General features: G+C 57.9%; 12 protein-coding genes and 3 pseudogenes. 8 read left to right on the top strand and 7 right to left on the bottom strand.

Annotation, left to right across the window (positions count from 1 at the left end; translation table 11 throughout):
* Positions 1-99 precede the first annotated feature (99 nt).
* Positions 100-2814 (top strand): ATP-binding protein, encoded by a 2715-nt coding sequence (locus BN2694_RS02095; RefSeq protein ID WP_135662159.1) that lies wholly within the window; start codon positions 100-102, stop codon positions 2812-2814.
* A gap of 251 nt (positions 2815-3065) precedes the next feature.
* On the opposite strand, the pseudogene BN2694_RS17520 reads toward BN2694_RS02095, so the two are convergent.
* A pseudogene (locus BN2694_RS17520) lies at positions 3066-3521 on the bottom strand (ABC transporter permease); the annotation flags it as partial.
* Positions 3522-3901: 380 nt separating this feature from the next.
* Between BN2694_RS17520 and BN2694_RS02085 the strand changes: the two are divergent.
* Positions 3902-4915 (top strand): FxLYD domain-containing protein, encoded by a 1014-nt coding sequence (locus tag BN2694_RS02085; protein WP_135662157.1) that lies wholly within the window; start codon positions 3902-3904, stop codon positions 4913-4915.
* A 116-nt stretch (positions 4916-5031) separates the two neighbouring features.
* Here BN2694_RS02085 and BN2694_RS02080 read toward each other — a convergent pair whose 3' ends face one another.
* Complete coding sequence (locus tag BN2694_RS02080; protein ID WP_135662155.1) at positions 5032-5484, bottom strand: hypothetical protein; 453 nt, start codon at positions 5482-5484, stop codon at positions 5032-5034.
* 40 nt (positions 5485-5524) lie between these two features.
* Here BN2694_RS02080 and BN2694_RS02075 point away from each other — a divergent pair, with 40 nt between their 5' ends.
* The 3 genes from BN2694_RS02075 (at position 5525) to BN2694_RS02065 (ending at position 7306) form a co-directional block, all read left to right on the top strand.
* The gene (locus tag BN2694_RS02075) at positions 5525-6709 is read left to right on the top strand and encodes a M24 family metallopeptidase (RefSeq protein ID WP_135662153.1); all 1185 of its coding nucleotides are present in this window, start codon (positions 5525-5527) and stop codon (positions 6707-6709) included.
* Between the two features lie 132 nt (positions 6710-6841).
* Positions 6842-7027, top strand: coding sequence for a hypothetical protein (locus BN2694_RS02070; protein ID WP_135662151.1), 186 nt, complete (start codon positions 6842-6844; stop codon positions 7025-7027).
* A 69-nt stretch (positions 7028-7096) separates the two neighbouring features.
* Complete coding sequence (locus BN2694_RS02065; RefSeq protein ID WP_135662149.1) at positions 7097-7306, top strand: ribbon-helix-helix domain-containing protein; 210 nt, start codon at positions 7097-7099, stop codon at positions 7304-7306.
* Between the two features lie 26 nt (positions 7307-7332).
* Here the strand turns inward: BN2694_RS02065 and BN2694_RS02060 are convergent, their stop codons facing one another.
* The 4 genes from BN2694_RS02060 to BN2694_RS02045 all read right to left on the bottom strand — a co-directional run bounded on the left by BN2694_RS02060 (position 7333) and on the right by BN2694_RS02045 (position 9769).
* Positions 7333-7770: a hypothetical protein gene (locus tag BN2694_RS02060; protein ID WP_135662147.1), complete on the bottom strand. Its 438-nt coding sequence runs from the start codon at positions 7768-7770 to the stop codon at positions 7333-7335.
* Positions 7767-8441 (bottom strand): hypothetical protein, encoded by a 675-nt coding sequence (locus tag BN2694_RS02055; protein ID WP_135662145.1) that lies wholly within the window; start codon positions 8439-8441, stop codon positions 7767-7769. Before BN2694_RS02055 ends, BN2694_RS02060 begins: the two co-directional genes overlap by 4 nt.
* A gap of 69 nt (positions 8442-8510) precedes the next feature.
* A complete protein-coding gene (locus BN2694_RS02050; RefSeq protein ID WP_135662143.1) occupies positions 8511-8810 on the bottom strand; it encodes a DUF5779 family protein in 300 nt (99 codons plus the stop codon).
* Between the two features lie 155 nt (positions 8811-8965).
* On the bottom strand, positions 8966-9769 hold the full coding sequence (locus BN2694_RS02045) for a TrmB family transcriptional regulator (protein ID WP_135662141.1): 804 nt from the start codon (positions 9767-9769) through the stop codon (positions 8966-8968).
* A 384-nt stretch (positions 9770-10153) separates the two neighbouring features.
* Between BN2694_RS02045 and BN2694_RS02040 the strand changes: the two genes are divergently transcribed.
* The 3 genes and pseudogenes from BN2694_RS02040 to BN2694_RS18080 all read left to right on the top strand — a co-directional run.
* The gene (locus tag BN2694_RS02040) at positions 10154-10951 is read left to right on the top strand and encodes a TrmB family transcriptional regulator (protein ID WP_135662139.1); all 798 of its coding nucleotides are present in this window, start codon (positions 10154-10156) and stop codon (positions 10949-10951) included.
* Between the two features lie 207 nt (positions 10952-11158).
* Positions 11159-11398: pseudogene (locus BN2694_RS18085) on the top strand (hypothetical protein).
* Positions 11395-11484: pseudogene (locus BN2694_RS18080) on the top strand (PIN domain-containing protein); the annotation flags it as partial. The pseudogenes BN2694_RS18085 and BN2694_RS18080, both read left to right, overlap by 4 nt.
* 207 nt (positions 11485-11691) lie before the next feature.
* On the opposite strand, the gene BN2694_RS02025 reads toward BN2694_RS18080, so the two are convergent.
* Positions 11692-15108: a PAS domain S-box protein gene (locus tag BN2694_RS02025; protein WP_135662137.1), complete on the bottom strand. Its 3417-nt coding sequence runs from the start codon at positions 15106-15108 to the stop codon at positions 11692-11694.
* Positions 15109-15481 lie beyond the last annotated feature (373 nt).

Genomic DNA, 15481 nt, shown 5'->3' with positions numbered 1-15481 from the left:
TTCACAGTTTGATCGAATTCGGCGTGAATCCGTCTCCGAATGGGCAGACTGTGTAAGCGACACCATATCTTTTTCTTTGAGAGCGTCTGTATACCAGGCATGCGCGAGTCGATTCGGGTACTACATATCGATGACGACCCGGAATTCGTCGATCTCGTCTCGACGATGCTCGAACGCGAGAGCGATCGACTCGCCGTCGTGACTGCCAACGACGCGAGCGAGGCTATCGACCGACTGGAGGACGACACTGTCGACTGTATCGTCAGCGACTACGAGATGCCCAGTCGAACTGGACTCGAGTTGCTCGAAGACGTACGGGAAACGCACCCGGATCTACCGTTCATTCTCTATACTGGACGCGGATCCGAGGCGGTCGCGAGTGAGGCCATTTCCGCCGGCGTGACCGACTATCTGGAGAAGACGGGCGGATCCGAGCAGTACACCGTCCTTTGCAACCGGATCGAAAACGCGGTCGAACAGCATCGAGCCAGCGAGCGCGCCGAAACTCTGGAGCGGATCAGAGAAGTTGTCCGGGACGTAAATCAAGCGTTGGTCCGCTCGAATAGGCGATCTGAACTCGAAACCCAAGTCTGTGAGATCATCACGAACGAAGGGCCATACGAGTTCGCGTGGATCGGCAAACCCGATTCGGAGGTGGAGTCGATCGAACCACAAGCTTGTGAGGGTGCCGGGGACGATTCCCTCGAATCTATCTCGCTCGATGACAGTCTGACGGCTCGTGGACCGACTGCCAGGGCGTTCGAGGAGGGCGAACTCATCGTCACGCAGTCGATCGCTGACGATGGGGCGTTCGACCCCTGGGGAGAGACAGCCCTGGAACGTGGGTTTCGATCGAGTGCTGCTGTCCCATTATCCTTCGAGGATGAACAATACGGCGTACTGACCGTCTACAGTAGCGAACGGGAACCGTTCGACGACACGGAGAAGGACCTACTGGGCGAACTCGGCGGCGACATCGGGCACGCACTCCATCGGATCGAACAGGAGCGGCGGTATCGGCGACTCTTCGAGGAGTCGGTCAACGCGATCGCCGTCCACGAACTCCGGACGGACGAGGACGGTCAGCCGATCGATTACGTCTTTCTCGACGTAAACGAAGCATTCGAGAACACGACTGGCCTCGAACGCGAGGAGGTTCTGGGCGAACGAGTGACGGACGTGTTGCCGGATCTCGATCCAGTGTTCATCGAACGATACGGACGAGTCGTTTTGGCGGACGAGCCGGTCCAATTCGATCACTACACCGAATCCCTGGATGCCCACTACGCCATTTCGGCCTTCCCGCTCGGCGCGGACCGATTCGTCACGACGTTCAACGACATCACGACGCTAGTCGAACGCGATCGGGAACTGGCCGAGACCAACACGCTCCTCTCGGCGCTGCTCGAGAATCTCCCCTTCGGTGTTCTCGTCGAGAACCCCGATCGGGAGATCATGGCTGCGAACCCGGCATTCTGTGAGATATTCGACTTTTCCGTCGGCTGTGAGGAACTGGTGGGTGAAGACTGTGCGGACGCCGCGGCGGACATCAGCGACGACCTCCAGCACCCACAGCGATTCATCGAGCGTATCGAGGAACTATTGGCCAACAGGGAGCCAACGCTGGACGAACACATCGAAATGGCCGACGGCCGAACCCTTTCCCGAAGTTACGTACCGTTCTCGATGCCTGACGGCGTAGGGGACCTGTGGCTCTATCAAGACGTGACTGCCCACGTCGACCGCGAGAGAGAGTTACAGCGGACGAACGACCGCCTCGAGACAGTCCGCGACCAACTCGAACTCGCCTTAGAGACGACCAACGCCTACACGTTCGACTGGCGACCCGAGGACAACGAGATTCAGCGGTACCCGACCTTCGCGGATGTCTTCGGTATCGACTCGGCGACAGTCGAGCCGGTCTTCGACGCGTACTTCGAGATTGTGCCGTCTGATCACTGCGAGAGAGTTAAACAGACAATCCAAGCCGCGATCGAAGCGAGAACATCTTACGACCTCAGTTATCCAGTCTGTCCCGGAGACGAACGGATCTGGGTTCGCGAGCAGGCTGACGTGTTGACTGAAGACGGTTCGGTCCGGGTCGTCGGGACAGTGACCGACGTGACCGACCTCAAAGAGTACGAGCAGCGACTCGAGCGCCAGAACGAACGCCTCGATGAATTTGCCGAGCTCATCTCACACGACCTCCGAAACCCGCTGAACGTGGCCTTCGGGCGGGCGGAACTGCTTGCGGACGACTGTGAAAGCGACCACACGCAACCGCTACTGGAGGCACTCGAGCGGATGGAAGCCATCGTCGGAAACACACTGACGCTCGCCCGCCAGGGGGATACTGTCGGAGCGGTGAAACCGGTTCCAATCGAGTCAATCGTCGAAGAGTGTATGGAGATGATCGACGCCGAACCCGCAACGGTCGAAGTCACTGATGGGTTCCGGATCCGGGGCGACCCTGATAGGGTCAGACATGTCTTCGAGAATCTGCTTTCGAATGCGGTCGATCACGCCACCTCAGCGGGCGGCGAGGAAAAATCCTCGACGACCGACGAGACGGTCACCGTTCGAATTGACCGACTTGACGATCGCGGGTTTTACGTCGCAGACGACGGGCCGGGCGTTCCGAACGACCAACGCGAGGACATCTTCGAGCCTGGCTACACGACGACGACTGAGGGGACGGGACTTGGACTCACGATCGTCGAGCGGATCGCCGAGGCCCACGGCTGGGACATCGCGGTGACCGAAAGCCGGGATGGCGGTGCCCGATTTGAGTTTACCGGCGTCGATATCGTGTAACGGCCTCGTTGAGCGATGGTGTCCGCAAGTTGTGCGATCATTGGACGCTCGCACTCGAGGCGCGATTGATCATGTAGACAACGACGGCGCCCAGAACAAGTCGAGGACCACCACGATTGCCAGCGACGGGACGAGCGTGTTCCAGATCCACCAAATGTCGTGACGTCGAGCACTGCTATCACGTCGGCGTTGAGCATGATCGCCCGCGTGGCGTCGACGCCATAGGTGATGGGGTTGTAGGTCGCGACGGTCTGGATATAGGAGGGAATCGAACCCACCGGCAGGAAGGCACTCGAGACGAACAAAAGCGGGAGCTGGAGCATGTTCGCGGCGATGATCGTCGACTCCGGGTCACGCGTAATGAGCGCGATAGTGTTCGAGAATGCCAGAAACCACAGCGAGAGCCGGATTGCGATGCCGATGTTTGCTACCGCACCGATCAGGCCTGTCGCCACGTTCGCCCCACGGATGATACCGAGACTCAGGATGATGATAATCTGGACGACGATCCGGATCAACTCAGAGAGCGTCTTCCCCAGGAACACGCGGCCGTCGAGTCGGGGGTCGTCCTCGGCGAGGGCGACAGTCTCGCCGTCGACGTAGTGCTCGGTGAGTCCCCACTTGAATCGGGCGTCGGTGTCGGCGTCGGCCTCGGGGTGATCGCGCTCGCCCCACGGCGCGAACGGAAGCTTCCCCCGGCGACCCATCCATTGCTCACGCTCGAGCAGTGTCGACGGATAGGTGCCCGCGTCGATCGCGCCGAAGTCGATCCCATCGAATCCGTCGCGTTGCCCCGGCGAGGAACCCGATTTGTCCGCTTCGGGGGAGGGGTTCGAGCGGGGAGAGTCGGGTTGCAGTCCGGCGGAATCCGTCGCTTCGGGATCGCCACCGCCGCCGGCGGCGGTGTGATAGGTTCGACTCTCCGCTAAGGCCGTCGGTCATGAGGGTTGGTTTCAATGAGAGGGGACTGGGGGTGAGTCACGGCTCTGCTCGACACATCAGGAGTGATCTTGGAGGGGAGTTGCCACATGAACGATTGACCTCCTGGACCCCTTGATTAATTTACACACGCGAGCAAGCAGAGTGTATGGACCGCCGAACGTATCTGGCACTGACGGGCGCTGTATTCGGACTGGCTGGGTGTGTCGGCGACAATGACGAGAATGATTTGATCACATTAGATGCGGCAGCAACTGCAACAGAGACGGAAACCGAAACAGAGTCCGATCCGGCGAGCTTTGAAATCATCGAGGTCAGCGCGCCCTCGGAAGTCAGGACCGGCCAAGCATATACGATCGAGATCACGGTGCGGAACACTGGCGGTCAGCCCGGCACCTTCGAGGCGACTCTTGAGGGCAGCGCGCGCGGCACTCCCGGCTGGGACGACCTCGGCACAATCACGGTTGAATCCATCCCTGCCGGCGAAACCGAGACGTGGATCAGTGAAAGTTTCAGTTATCAAAACACAGGGATCGTCCAGTTCCGGCTCGGTGGCCGCCAATGGAGTTCTATTGTCACCCAGGCTCAGCCTGACGTCCAGCTGCAGAGCCACGAACTTGTTACTGAGGAGAGTGAATACACGACCGAAATATACGTTGCCGCTGTGGTAGAGAACACTGGCCAAGGCGCAACCGGTGGTGTCGGCTTGACGGTAAACTGGTTCGATGGAAATGGCGATTATATCGACGACAGTGACCAAAGCATTGCTACGATGGCAGCGGGTGAAACGTGGGCCGCTCGCATATACACGATCACTGATCCTGATAGAGTGGCCGATTATGAACTGACTCTCGGTGATGTTGGCAACTCTCCAACCGCGGCGCCAGCTCTGGAGGTCTCAGATACCCGGCTGTTGGTGGGGGATAATAATGCGAAGATCACTGGCACAGTGCGGAACACGGGTTCTGACCGAATTGACTCAATTGATATTATTGGGAAATTTTACGACGCCGACGATACTCTTCTGTTCACAGAGTCAGCGCTGTTTTTCGAAGACCTCGCTGCCGAAGAAAGCTCAAACTTCGAAATTGAGCGTCTCAGTAGCAGACGTCTCACACAGATCGAGGATTACGAGGTCGTGTTGGGCTCAACGACCTTCTGAATCGCCCGATAAAGAAATTTTTTTTTCCTACTTAGGACCAAGGCCAAGCCCGCGAGAAATCCGCCGACAAGGCCAACCCCGGCGGCGTCGGTCATGAGGTAGTTGTTTCGACGACGTCACTCGAGAAGGTCCTCCAGGGCTTCGAGGACGTCACGCTTCCCGTCGCTCCAGGTCGACACTACGCGGCCCTCGTCGGCGATCGGCACCCACTCGGGGAGTGTATCGGTGTGGACATAGACGACGGCACCGTTCCCGTCACGGCCGAATCGCATGGCCGCCTGGAGGGTGTCGTGCTCGCGCATATGCTTGAGGACGTCGTCGACGAAGTCGCCATAGGTGAGATTCTCACCTCGGTCGGGGGCGTCGGGGTCGATCGCCTCACGCTCGACAGTCCGGCCAGCATACGCGCCCCACTTCTTGATATAGCCGTCGCCGTAGTGGTTTGATCCAATGACGCCCCCGAGACGAGTGTCGTCGAACTCGTTGCTCTCGAGGACGTTGCCGTAGTGTTTCGTCTCGTCGACGAGCTCGAGGACGTCCTCGGAGTCGTACTCGTCCTTTGCGGTCATGGTCGGTAATCATTTGTCCGGGGCGATCCGATCTGATGGCATGGAACGCGATTTCGACCCCCTCGATGACCGTCTCTCCGAACTTGATGTTGACGGCTATCTCCTTGACGCCGATGGGAACGATCCGAACCAGCACTACCTCTCCGGGTTCGACGCGCCCGACCCGTTCGTGACGCTGTACGCCGACGGTACGCATCTCCTATTCGTGCGGAGTCTGGAGTTCGGCCGAGCGAAGCGCGAGGCGCGGGCCGACACCGTCCAGCGGTTCGTCGACTACGACTACGATCGACTTCGCGAGGAGTGGGGCCACCGCGAAGCGGCCGGTCGCGTCCAGGCCGCGTTCCTCGCCGAACACGACGTCGAACGCGTCGCCGTCCCACCACGGTTCCCGACAGGGACGACCGACGCGCTTCGCGAGCAGGGTGTCGACGTCACTGTCGATCACGACGACGTAATCGAGTCCGTGCGAGCAACCAAAAACGAGGCGGAGATCGAGCACGTCCGGACCGCCCAACGAGCCAACGAACGCGCGATGGCCGCAGCCGAGGAACTGATTCGCGACGCATCTGTCGACGACGAGGGACGGCTCGTCCACGACGGTGACGTACTGACCAGCGAACGGGTCCGCGAGGAGATCGAAGTGACGCTTCTTCGGAACGGCTGTGCGTTAGACGAGACGATCGTCGCCTGTGGCGCGGACGCTGCGGACCCCCACGATCACGGGAGCGGACCGCTTCTGGCTCACGAGCCGATCATCGTCGACATTTTCCCCCAGGACAAGGCGACGAAGTACCACGCCGACATGACCCGGACCTTCCTGGTCGGAGAGCCGACCGATGCGATCCAGGAATGGTTCGAGGTTACCGACCGGGCACGGCAGGCAGCCATCGACGCGGTCGAGCCAGGCGTTACCGGTGCCGACGTTCACGATGTCGTCTGTGACGTCTACGAGGACGCCGGCCTGCCGACGCTGCGTGAGGACGGCAGTGCCGAGACGGGCTTCATTCACTCGACCGGTCACGGCGTTGGCCTGGCCGTCCACGAACAGCCCAGCCTCGGCCCGCAGGGGGGCGAACTCGAACCCGGCCACGTGGTCACGATCGAACCCGGTCTCTATGACCCCGAGGTCGGCGGCGTCCGGATCGAGGACTTCCTGGTCGTCACCGAGGATGGCCACGAGAACCTAACCGAATATCCAGTCTCGCTCGGCGACCAGAATTCCTAATTTACAATCGTTATATTTATGGTGGCCGCTGCCATCAAGGGTACTACGATGTTCCAGCTTCGTGTACGTGGCCCAGCACACCACTGATTCCCGGTCAGTACTGCCAGCCGATCACCCACAATCCACGTACCGATGAGTTCCAATCCGAACCGACGACCGATCCGAAGCGAGTATCGACCGACAACCACCGACAACCCCGAGATGGCAGACGGCGAGCCACGGGAAGGAACGCCCACCGCCCCGAGTATGTTCACGCCGGCCGATCGATCGAACCTGCCCGAGATGTTCGACGCGGAGGCCGACTACCAGGACCGGTAGACAGCGCAGATCGCTACCCGACCACACGCGGACACAATGCCTTTCTCGCCCGGCGACGATCGAGTACGTATGACCGAATACACGACAGTGTCGATTCCGAAGGATCTTGCCGAGCGAGTCGATGACACGATCGAAGGGACGAGTTTCTCCTCGACGAGTGACCTCGTTCGGTTCCTCTTGCGGAGTATCGTCATCCAGCACCAGCAATCGGAGGAACTCACGGAGGCGGAGTTCGACGAGATCACTACCCAACTACAGGATCTGGGCTATCTCGAGTGACCGGCCCACCGGACAGTCCGGGATGCTCAGGATTCGAGCGCGTCCTCGGGCGGTTCGACGTCTAACAACGCCAGTTCCCGCTGGGTACTATCTCGGTCGAAGACGGCAATCGAGTCGCGGGTCCAAGGCGGGACGGCGACGAACAGCGATACGTGGAAGTCATCGGTCTGGGTCGGTTCGAACCGCCCGTCGGGGTGAGAGACGAACCGCCCCGCCGTCTGGCCGGGCGGCGTCCCCAGATCCACACCGAAGACGGCGCTGACAGAACCACCGGCAGTCGGGAGGTAGAAGTGCGTGAACACCGGCGTCTCCGGCGGGAAATCGAGGTCCGGCAACTCGCCGGCGGGCGTCACCGACAGCGAGACGGTCTCCTTCTCGGGCGCACGGCCGGCTGCCCGTTCGAGCAACACGTCGACGAGCCCTTCTGTCGCGTAGATCGGCTCGTCGGCGCTTCCGGAAGTCACCCGAAGATCAACTCCCGGGCCGCTTTGGCGTACAGCGCTGGCGTCCGCCGCCGTGCCCCGTCGAGTGCGTCATCGAGGGCCGCCACAGCGTCGGTGGTGACTGGTTTCCCGTGGCCGACGAGAATGCGTTCGGGGTCGAATTCGTGTAGGCGACGTGGTGGTCGCAGACGCTTCATGGGATGAACGCCGAGGCGCTCGTCGCCGGCCAAGAAGTACGATGCCGTCCCGACGGCCTCCGGAACGACGAGCGTCCCGTTTTCCTCGTCGTAGAGTGCCGCCTCCTGCCAGAAACGGGACCGCGACAGCGGATAGACGGTGTAGGCGTCCGCGAAGGTCGTCCCGAAGGTCTCGACCGGTGCGTCGATTTCCTCGGCGACTCCGTCCATCCACTCCGGGATGTGGACGGCAACGTCGTGTCGACGGGCGATCGCGCCGGCGTCGCGCTTGTGCCGGTCCAAAAGCACAACGATGCCGGCGACCGCACCCAGATCCGCGAGGTGGTCGTCCAATCCGTCACAGTCAACTGGGTCGACCAACCAGCTCTCCTCGTCGACGACGAGGGCATGACTCGCGCGTCGCATCGACTCTTCGGGATGGGCGATCCAGGTCGTTCCGCCCGCCCAGGGATCGGTGGAATCGAACCGCGCGTCTCCCGTGGATTTCAGTGGCATGAAAATGGATACGGGCTCGGTAGGTAAAAACAATCAGTCCCCGGATAATCACGTTCGGACTGACGTAACTTACTCGAGTCGAGCGGTGTCGATCTCGATCCCGGGTGGCGTGATCACCAGAAAGCCACGGAAGTGCATCAGGTTGCCGTCGCTGTCACGAACGTCCCGGGCGAAGCCGGCAGCCAGCTCGTTGACGTCACCCTTGACGTTCAAGACCAGCACGGCGCCGTCCTCGATGAGTTCGACCCACTCCTCGTCCGGGGTCGTCCCATCCAAGATGCCAAGGACGACCCGACTGTCAGGTGGATCTCCCTCCTCGCCCTCCAGTTGTGATTCGACGGTCTGTAAGTCCAGATCGAATTCACTCATACCCCACGCTGGGTCCGGGGAGAGTAAAAACCCACACGCTGGGACGCCGGGATCGACGCGCTTGCAGGTTCGTTGGACGCCGTCCAACGCTCATCCCGAGAATCTTCGATTCTCCGACGACCCCGAGGCACTCGTCTTGTTTGCTCTGGAGTCGGTCAAGAAGACGGGTCACGGACCGGGATGAGGCCCTGGGCCATGAGCCGCCGAGCGATAACGACGAGTCCGTTCCCGAATCCCTCGCCGAAAATCGCCTGTTCCGCTTTCGAATCAGGGATGATCGAACTCACGAGGATCGTCGAGCGGTCTACAAGCAGCAGCCGACCGATCGCTATATCGTCTCCCGTGGAGTCTTCGCCCTGCAACCATTCCAGGCCCGAGACGAACGTCGTGGCAGTTGGTACAGCCGCTCGAACCTCTTCTTGAAGTGACGGCGTCAGCGTCCCGAGGATCAACTCGATGTCGGTTCCGATCCCATTGAGAGTCTCGATGAAATCCGCTGTCAACAGCGTTTCGTCACCGATGACGAGCACGATTTCGTCTGTGGCTTTTTCGATGAGTTGCTCCGTCCGGTTCTCGATCGCGTCCTGCCCGGCCATCGCCCACACCTCCTGGACGTGGGACTCGTCATCTTCGTCCACAATCTCGACCGTCGCGAGGGCGTCGTGAAGTCGCTCGACGCGGTCTTCGTACTGGTCACGGAGCGTTTCGGTTGCCTCTTCCAGAGAGACCGGGCGAAACCGCTGTGGACTCGAATGCTGAATCTCGACGAGGCCCTGGGCTTCGAGGACCCGAATCGCATCGTACACCCGGGTCCGAGGAACTTCCGTTATCTCGCTGAGTTGCTTGGCAGTCCCCGAATCGAGACGAGTCAACCCGACTAAACAGCGGGCCTCGTATTCTTTCAAACCGAGTTGCTGTAGGATTTCGATCGCTTGCTCCACGTTTGCATCTTTAGACATGTGTCCCAACCTCCTGGGAAGCCCCAGGCATAGACTGACGGTTTTCCCCCGAGACAGATAGATATTGTCACTATCGTTGTGTCTATCTGTCGTATCGATCGTTCCAGTAGTTGGTCCGAAAGCGAGCGATGGGATCGTTCGGAGTGGCATTGCTAGTGTAATGATCTCAGTTACAACATATAGCACAGGAATGCGGTGTACGGACGTCCAGGCGTTCGTGAAGCACTAATGTAACCCGTTTAATCACAAAAGAGATATACGGACTGGGGCCAAATCGATCAATCGGCACGTAGTCCAGTTCTGTGTCCCAACCACTGCGCTGGTACGTGCCGGTCCGGTCACCAGACATGGCCGGATTTGGCCGGCCGGATACCGACCATCACAATGAGCAGCGATCCAAGCGAGGACCCGCAGTCTGCAGCGGTCGAACAACTCACGCAGTTCGGTTTGAGTACCTACGCCGCACGGACGTTCGTCGCACTGACGACTCTCGGTTCAGGGACGGCGAGAGACGTGAGTCGCATCTCGGAGGTGCCACGGACTCGGGTGTACGATGCGATAGACGAACTGCACGATCGAGGTCTCGTCGATATTCAGCACTCCTCACCGAAACAGTTCTGGGCGATTTCCGTCGAAACCGCGAGTCGAACGTTCGAACATGAACTAAACCGCCGCATCGAAGTACTACAGACCGCACTGGCGGAAATCGAGTCTCCCCAGCCCCGATCAGAACAGTTCGGCGTCTGGACAGTCAACGGAGAGGCCGCTATCACAGACCGGGTACTAGATTTTTTCGCCAGTGCGGACGAGGAGATCGTCTACATGACCGTCGAGGACCTCCTCACTACGGAGATCATCGAACAGTTAGGGACGGCAGCCGACCGGGGAGTCTCGATCCAACTCGCGGGGGTTTCTCCGGCCGTCCAGGACCGCATTCAAGACGAGATCCCGGACGCGACGATGTTCGAGTCGCTGTGGGTCTGGTCGGATACGTCGGCTGGACGACTCATGATGGTTGACGGGCAGAAAACGCTCGTGAGTGCCCTCGTCAACGGATCTGAGGCAAGCCCGTCCGACCCGCGTTCGGAGACCGCAATCTGGGGTGAAGGCGACAGGAACAGTTTAGTCGTGGTTCTCAAAGCGATCTTTACCTGGCGACTCGACACAGATGTTCCGAAATAGAGTAACAACCGAGTATTTCCTCCGCGTGAACGCCCAGTTTTCGGATCTATTTGAGGGTGTCAAAGCGTGATCGGTTCGAAACACACGATCGCTGGGGCGCTCGTTCGATAGACGAACGGACCTCATTTCGGGGCGTGAGGTATTCAAAATCGCGCTCGTTGAAACCCACCGAAAGACACAGAATCCTGTGTACGCATAGATTCCTGTATACCAAGTATCACGGTCAACGTTGATGACGATCCCAAAGAGCGAATGCAAAAACACCCGGAAATCAACTGAAGTGAGGTCACTCGACAGGCCATCCAGGAGAAGATCGAAGCGCTCGAAGTGATGGACGAACTCACCAGTGAGAGCGAACTCTCCCAGAGCGACGTGCAGGAACTCGCCGAAAAAATTCATACGAGCGGACGCAAGCGCGTCGAAGAACAGTATAGACGTGAAAAATGACGCTAGTCATTGATGCCAACGTCGTCATCTCTACCCTCTTCGCGGATTTGAAGACTCGAGAGATCATCTTCACCCTCAAACCCGACGCTGGATGGTTACAATCTTGTCCACACAGTATCTGAACCGTTCCGCCTGGGGGGGGGCTGGAGCAAAGACAACAACCCAACCGGGCCAATATTCATACTGGAATTGCCAATTCAGACTGACTGAGTACGGTCTAGGCGCGACGACCTGATTACTGACGAACTACGGTTCGAACGATTTTGGACAACCCCGCGACCGGGAACTGAAATTCACCCTGATGTGACATCCCGCATCGCGCCGACCAATTTGTCAACAGTACCCTCGCTGAGTACGGGTGTAAGCTTCGTTTCCCACTGCCGGATCTCTCCGTCAACTGGAATCTCTTCCGGGTATTTGAGAGTCTCTTGGCGTTCCATGCATTCACGGTACTGTGATTCGATTTCACTGCCGATCTCTTCACCAACAGCATCAACGGGTGTCTTCCCGACGATTTCGGCGTTCGAGAGTCCTGTAAACTCTTCATAGACTTCATTGACGCGCTCGATGTAGAATTCGTGGTCCTCAGTCACATCAATAACGAACAGTGCGTCTTGTGTGTTCTCGAACACGACCTCGGCTAACTCTTGTTGTTGCTCTCGGTCGATACGTTCGGTGATGTCCTCTTGGAACCCAACCCAATTCTTGATTTCTCCGTCATCGTCTCTGATCGGCGCTATCGTGAGGCGGTTCCAAAACATCGTCCCATCTTTCCGGTAGTTTCGAAGCACAGTTGACACCGGCTCCTCATTTTCGATGGCGTCGCGTATCTCGGCAACCTGCTCGGGATTCGTTTCCGGGCCCTGCAAAAATCGACAGTTCTGCCCGAGAACTTCGGATTCCGCGCATCCGGTTAATTCACTAAAGCGCTCGTTCGCGTATACCAGCGGATTGTCGGGCTGATCCGGGTCCGAGAGTGTAATGGCGACTGGTGCCTTCTCCATTGCCTCTGTTTTCCGAGTCAGTTCCGCTTCACGTTCTTTGTGCTCGGTAATGTCAGTGACAATACCAACCATACGCTGAGTATTGTTTCTATCATCGTAGATTTCTCCCCGTGATTCGACCCAGATGTATGTGCCATCCTGGCGCTGGACACGGTACTCGGTTTGAAATGGACTGTCGGTTTCGGCAGCCAGTTCAACCGCGTCAATGGCCTCTTGTCTGTCATCAGGATGGATATACGCCGCGAACGCATCGAAGGTTCCCTCGAACGCACCCGGTTCGATTCCGACCAGCCGTTCCAGAGATTCACTCCAGTGTACCTCGTCAGTTCCGATACTCCAGTCCCAAACACCAGTGTCCGTCCCTTCGAGGGCAAGTTGGTGACGGTGTGTGGTCGCTTCGAGTGCCTGCTCGCGTTCAATCTGCTCAGAGATATCCCGGAAAATGCCGTAGATCACAGATCGATCGGAAAGCGAGACCGTCGAAGCGCTGATCTCGATGGGGATCCGATCCCCGTCAGCGGTGACGATAGCGGTGTGTGAGCCATCAGGAAGTCGCCGCTTGGATCCACCCGATTCGAGATGTTCATCGAAGAATTGCTGATAGAGATCAGTCTGCTCAGCGGGATGGAGTTCGGACTGGTGCATCCCGAGAATCTCGTCACTTGACATCCCGAGCAACTGTTCGGCGGCCGAGTTCACCTCGATGATTTCTTTCGTCTCAGCATCCGCAACGAACACGGGATCGGGGGCCGCCTCGAGCAGGGTTTGATACCGCTCCGTCAGGGCCTGAAGCTCCTGTTCGCGCGCTTTCCGCTCGGTGATGTTTCGCATCGCCCCGACCAATTGCGTGACTTCGCCGTCCTGCATGAGTGGCGTCACTCGCACCTGCCAGATTCTCGATCCACTATCCACTGGCACCAATTGTTCAAATTCAACCGATTTTTGGTTTTGGACACACTTACCGAACTGTGACTGGACGTTGGCTCCCGCCTCAGGCCCCAGCAGTTCTCGAGGATTCAGTCCAATAATATTGGCGCTGTTCCGTTGCGTGAGGTGTTCGAACGCCTCGTTGACGCGATTGAGGCGATACTCCTGATTATCAACGACGTCTGCTAGGAACAGTGCATCTTGTGTGGTCTGAAACACGGTCTCCGCAACTTCTAGTTCCCGTTCGCGCTCCTGGCGTTTGGTAATATCACGACCAATGAAGAGATGCTGATTCGGAATGATATCTGTCGTTCCAGAATACTCAATCGTTCTTTCTTGGCCATCAGCACCGAGAATTGTCGCTGTATCCCTCCTCGTGCCTGATTCTTGAAAGACCTGCCACTCGGTTTCGAAAGGAAATTCGTCAGGGAAAAATTCCCGTAACGACCGGCCGAGTAGCTCCTTGTGCTCGACACCGAACATGGTACTCGCCGCTTCGTTCGCGTCGAGAATTCTGCCGTCGTCATTGATAATTGAAATCGCATCAGTCGCCTCTTCGAAACTTGTTTTGTACTTGTCACGAGATCGGGTGAGTTCTGTCAACTGTTGTTGCACCCCAACGATAGGCTTTCGAGGGATCGTCACCCGCATCGTCGTCCCGTGTTGGGTGACCTCCGGCTCGATGGACCCATCGTGGCTAGTCACGATCCAGTATGCCAACCAGAGTCCCAAACCGGAACCGTGGGCAAGTGGGGTCTCTTCACCCGACGTAAGGACTTCAGCCTCGTTCTCGGGAAGTCCGGGCCCAGTATCGCTGATCTCGATCTCGATGGCGTTCGGGACAGACTCGATAGTGACCGTGACCGTCGGATTGTCGCCGCTGTGTTTGACAGCGTTCTCGATGAGTTCCTCGATAGCCCGATCGAAGTTCTGTAGCACTCTGCCGTGGACTTCGTTGTCGTATTCAACTGCTATCGACGCTGACGGGAATTTCTGGCTGATCGTCGAAACGACATCCTCGATAAGGGATCCAAATTCCGTCGTCCGTCGTTCGGAACTGGTGGTGACAACGTCTTCCAGTTCACGGGCTTTCTCACTCAACTGGATCAAGTCGTCGATGTGGGACAGCACAATTTCACCGACAGAATCGTCATCCAGTTGATCGGCCATGAGTTCCGCGTGGCCCCGAATGACAGAGATGTCGTTTCGAAGATTGTGTCGCAGGACTCGGTGAAGAACCGTGGCAAGGTTGGTTTGATTTGTGAGTTCGCCCTCGATGAGCTCTTTTTCAAGTTCACGTTCAAGCAATCGTGTAAGGTGGTCCGCAAACTGTACTTCAGCCTCGCTAAACGATTCAGAGCGGGGATCTTGGGCAGCAAAACAGACGGTGCCGTAGGGTTCGTTCTCAGTAACGAGTGGAACACCGAGATACGTATGGTTGCCGCTGATTTCGAAGGCTGGATCGTCACCCCATCCTTGGTTCGGTGCATCGTGGAGTGCGACAGGGATGTCGTCGTTGATTGTCTCACGACAGTATGTTTCTTCAATTTCTCGTTCGATGCCAGATTGGAGCTGTCCATCTGCCGTATCGGTCGTGATGAGTATCTCCCAGTGATCGGTTTCTTGATCGATCCGAGTGACATAGGCGTTGTCCACGCCGAGATACTGTTTTCCAAGTTCTAACGCCTCCTGGGCTTTTTCATCAAATGAGATATTTTTCCGAACAATTTCATGAAGTCGTTGTCGCACCGCATGACCGTCCAATGTGGTGTCTCTCATATATCCTTAGTGAAATATCTGCTTGCTTGGAGAAGAACTTTGTTTATGTTTCTCTGATAGGTTTGGGCACTGGCCGACCACTGCGGGCCCCACAGTGGCGATCACAGCACCGTGATTCGGGACGCTAACCTGTGAGACATCGCGGAGGACCGAGGATGAGATAGAGGGAATAGGAATACAAGGGTCGATATCTCGCTCGTTTGGGCACTTGAGGGCGATGATGAATCTTGGGCCAATCAGCGACCGATTGTCTCCATGGCCACCAGTCGGGACCTAGGCGATTCCGGTGTGAACCACTCTCTCATCGAACGAAAGCAAATACAGTTCGTTTACACGACACCCAGAACTATGACTAACTTTCGATCTAACCAAA

Origin of the sequence: Halorhabdus rudnickae (assembly GCF_900880625.1) — an archaeon.
GTDB lineage: Archaea > Halobacteriota > Halobacteria > Halobacteriales > Haloarculaceae > Halorhabdus > Halorhabdus rudnickae.
Note: the sequence above shows the minus strand (reverse complement) of the source record. Positions and strands in the feature narration are given on the sequence as shown.

What these genes read in the sequence shown, in the direction of transcription:
- BN2694_RS02080 (WP_135662155.1), bottom strand. Translation starts at nt 5,484, where the DNA reads ATGACCGCAAAGGACGAGTACGACTCCGAGGACGTCCTCGAGCTCGTC.
- BN2694_RS02085 (WP_135662157.1), top strand. Translation starts at nt 3,902, where the DNA reads ATGGACCGCCGAACGTATCTGGCACTGACGGGCGCTGTATTCGGACTG.
- BN2694_RS02025 (WP_135662137.1), bottom strand. Translation starts at nt 15,108, where the DNA reads ATGAGAGACACCACATTGGACGGTCATGCGGTGCGACAACGACTTCAT.
- BN2694_RS02055 (WP_135662145.1), bottom strand. Translation starts at nt 8,441, where the DNA reads ATGCCACTGAAATCCACGGGAGACGCGCGGTTCGATTCCACCGATCCC.
- BN2694_RS02040 (WP_135662139.1), top strand. Translation starts at nt 10,154, where the DNA reads ATGAGCAGCGATCCAAGCGAGGACCCGCAGTCTGCAGCGGTCGAACAA.
- BN2694_RS02045 (WP_135662141.1), bottom strand. Translation starts at nt 9,769, where the DNA reads ATGTCTAAAGATGCAAACGTGGAGCAAGCGATCGAAATCCTACAGCAA.
- BN2694_RS02070 (WP_135662151.1), top strand. Translation starts at nt 6,842, where the DNA reads ATGAGTTCCAATCCGAACCGACGACCGATCCGAAGCGAGTATCGACCG.
- BN2694_RS02095 (WP_135662159.1), top strand. Translation starts at nt 100, where the DNA reads ATGCGCGAGTCGATTCGGGTACTACATATCGATGACGACCCGGAATTC.
- BN2694_RS02050 (WP_135662143.1), bottom strand. Translation starts at nt 8,810, where the DNA reads ATGAGTGAATTCGATCTGGACTTACAGACCGTCGAATCACAACTGGAG.
- BN2694_RS02075 (WP_135662153.1), top strand. Translation starts at nt 5,525, where the DNA reads ATGGAACGCGATTTCGACCCCCTCGATGACCGTCTCTCCGAACTTGAT.
- BN2694_RS02065 (WP_135662149.1), top strand. Translation starts at nt 7,097, where the DNA reads ATGACCGAATACACGACAGTGTCGATTCCGAAGGATCTTGCCGAGCGA.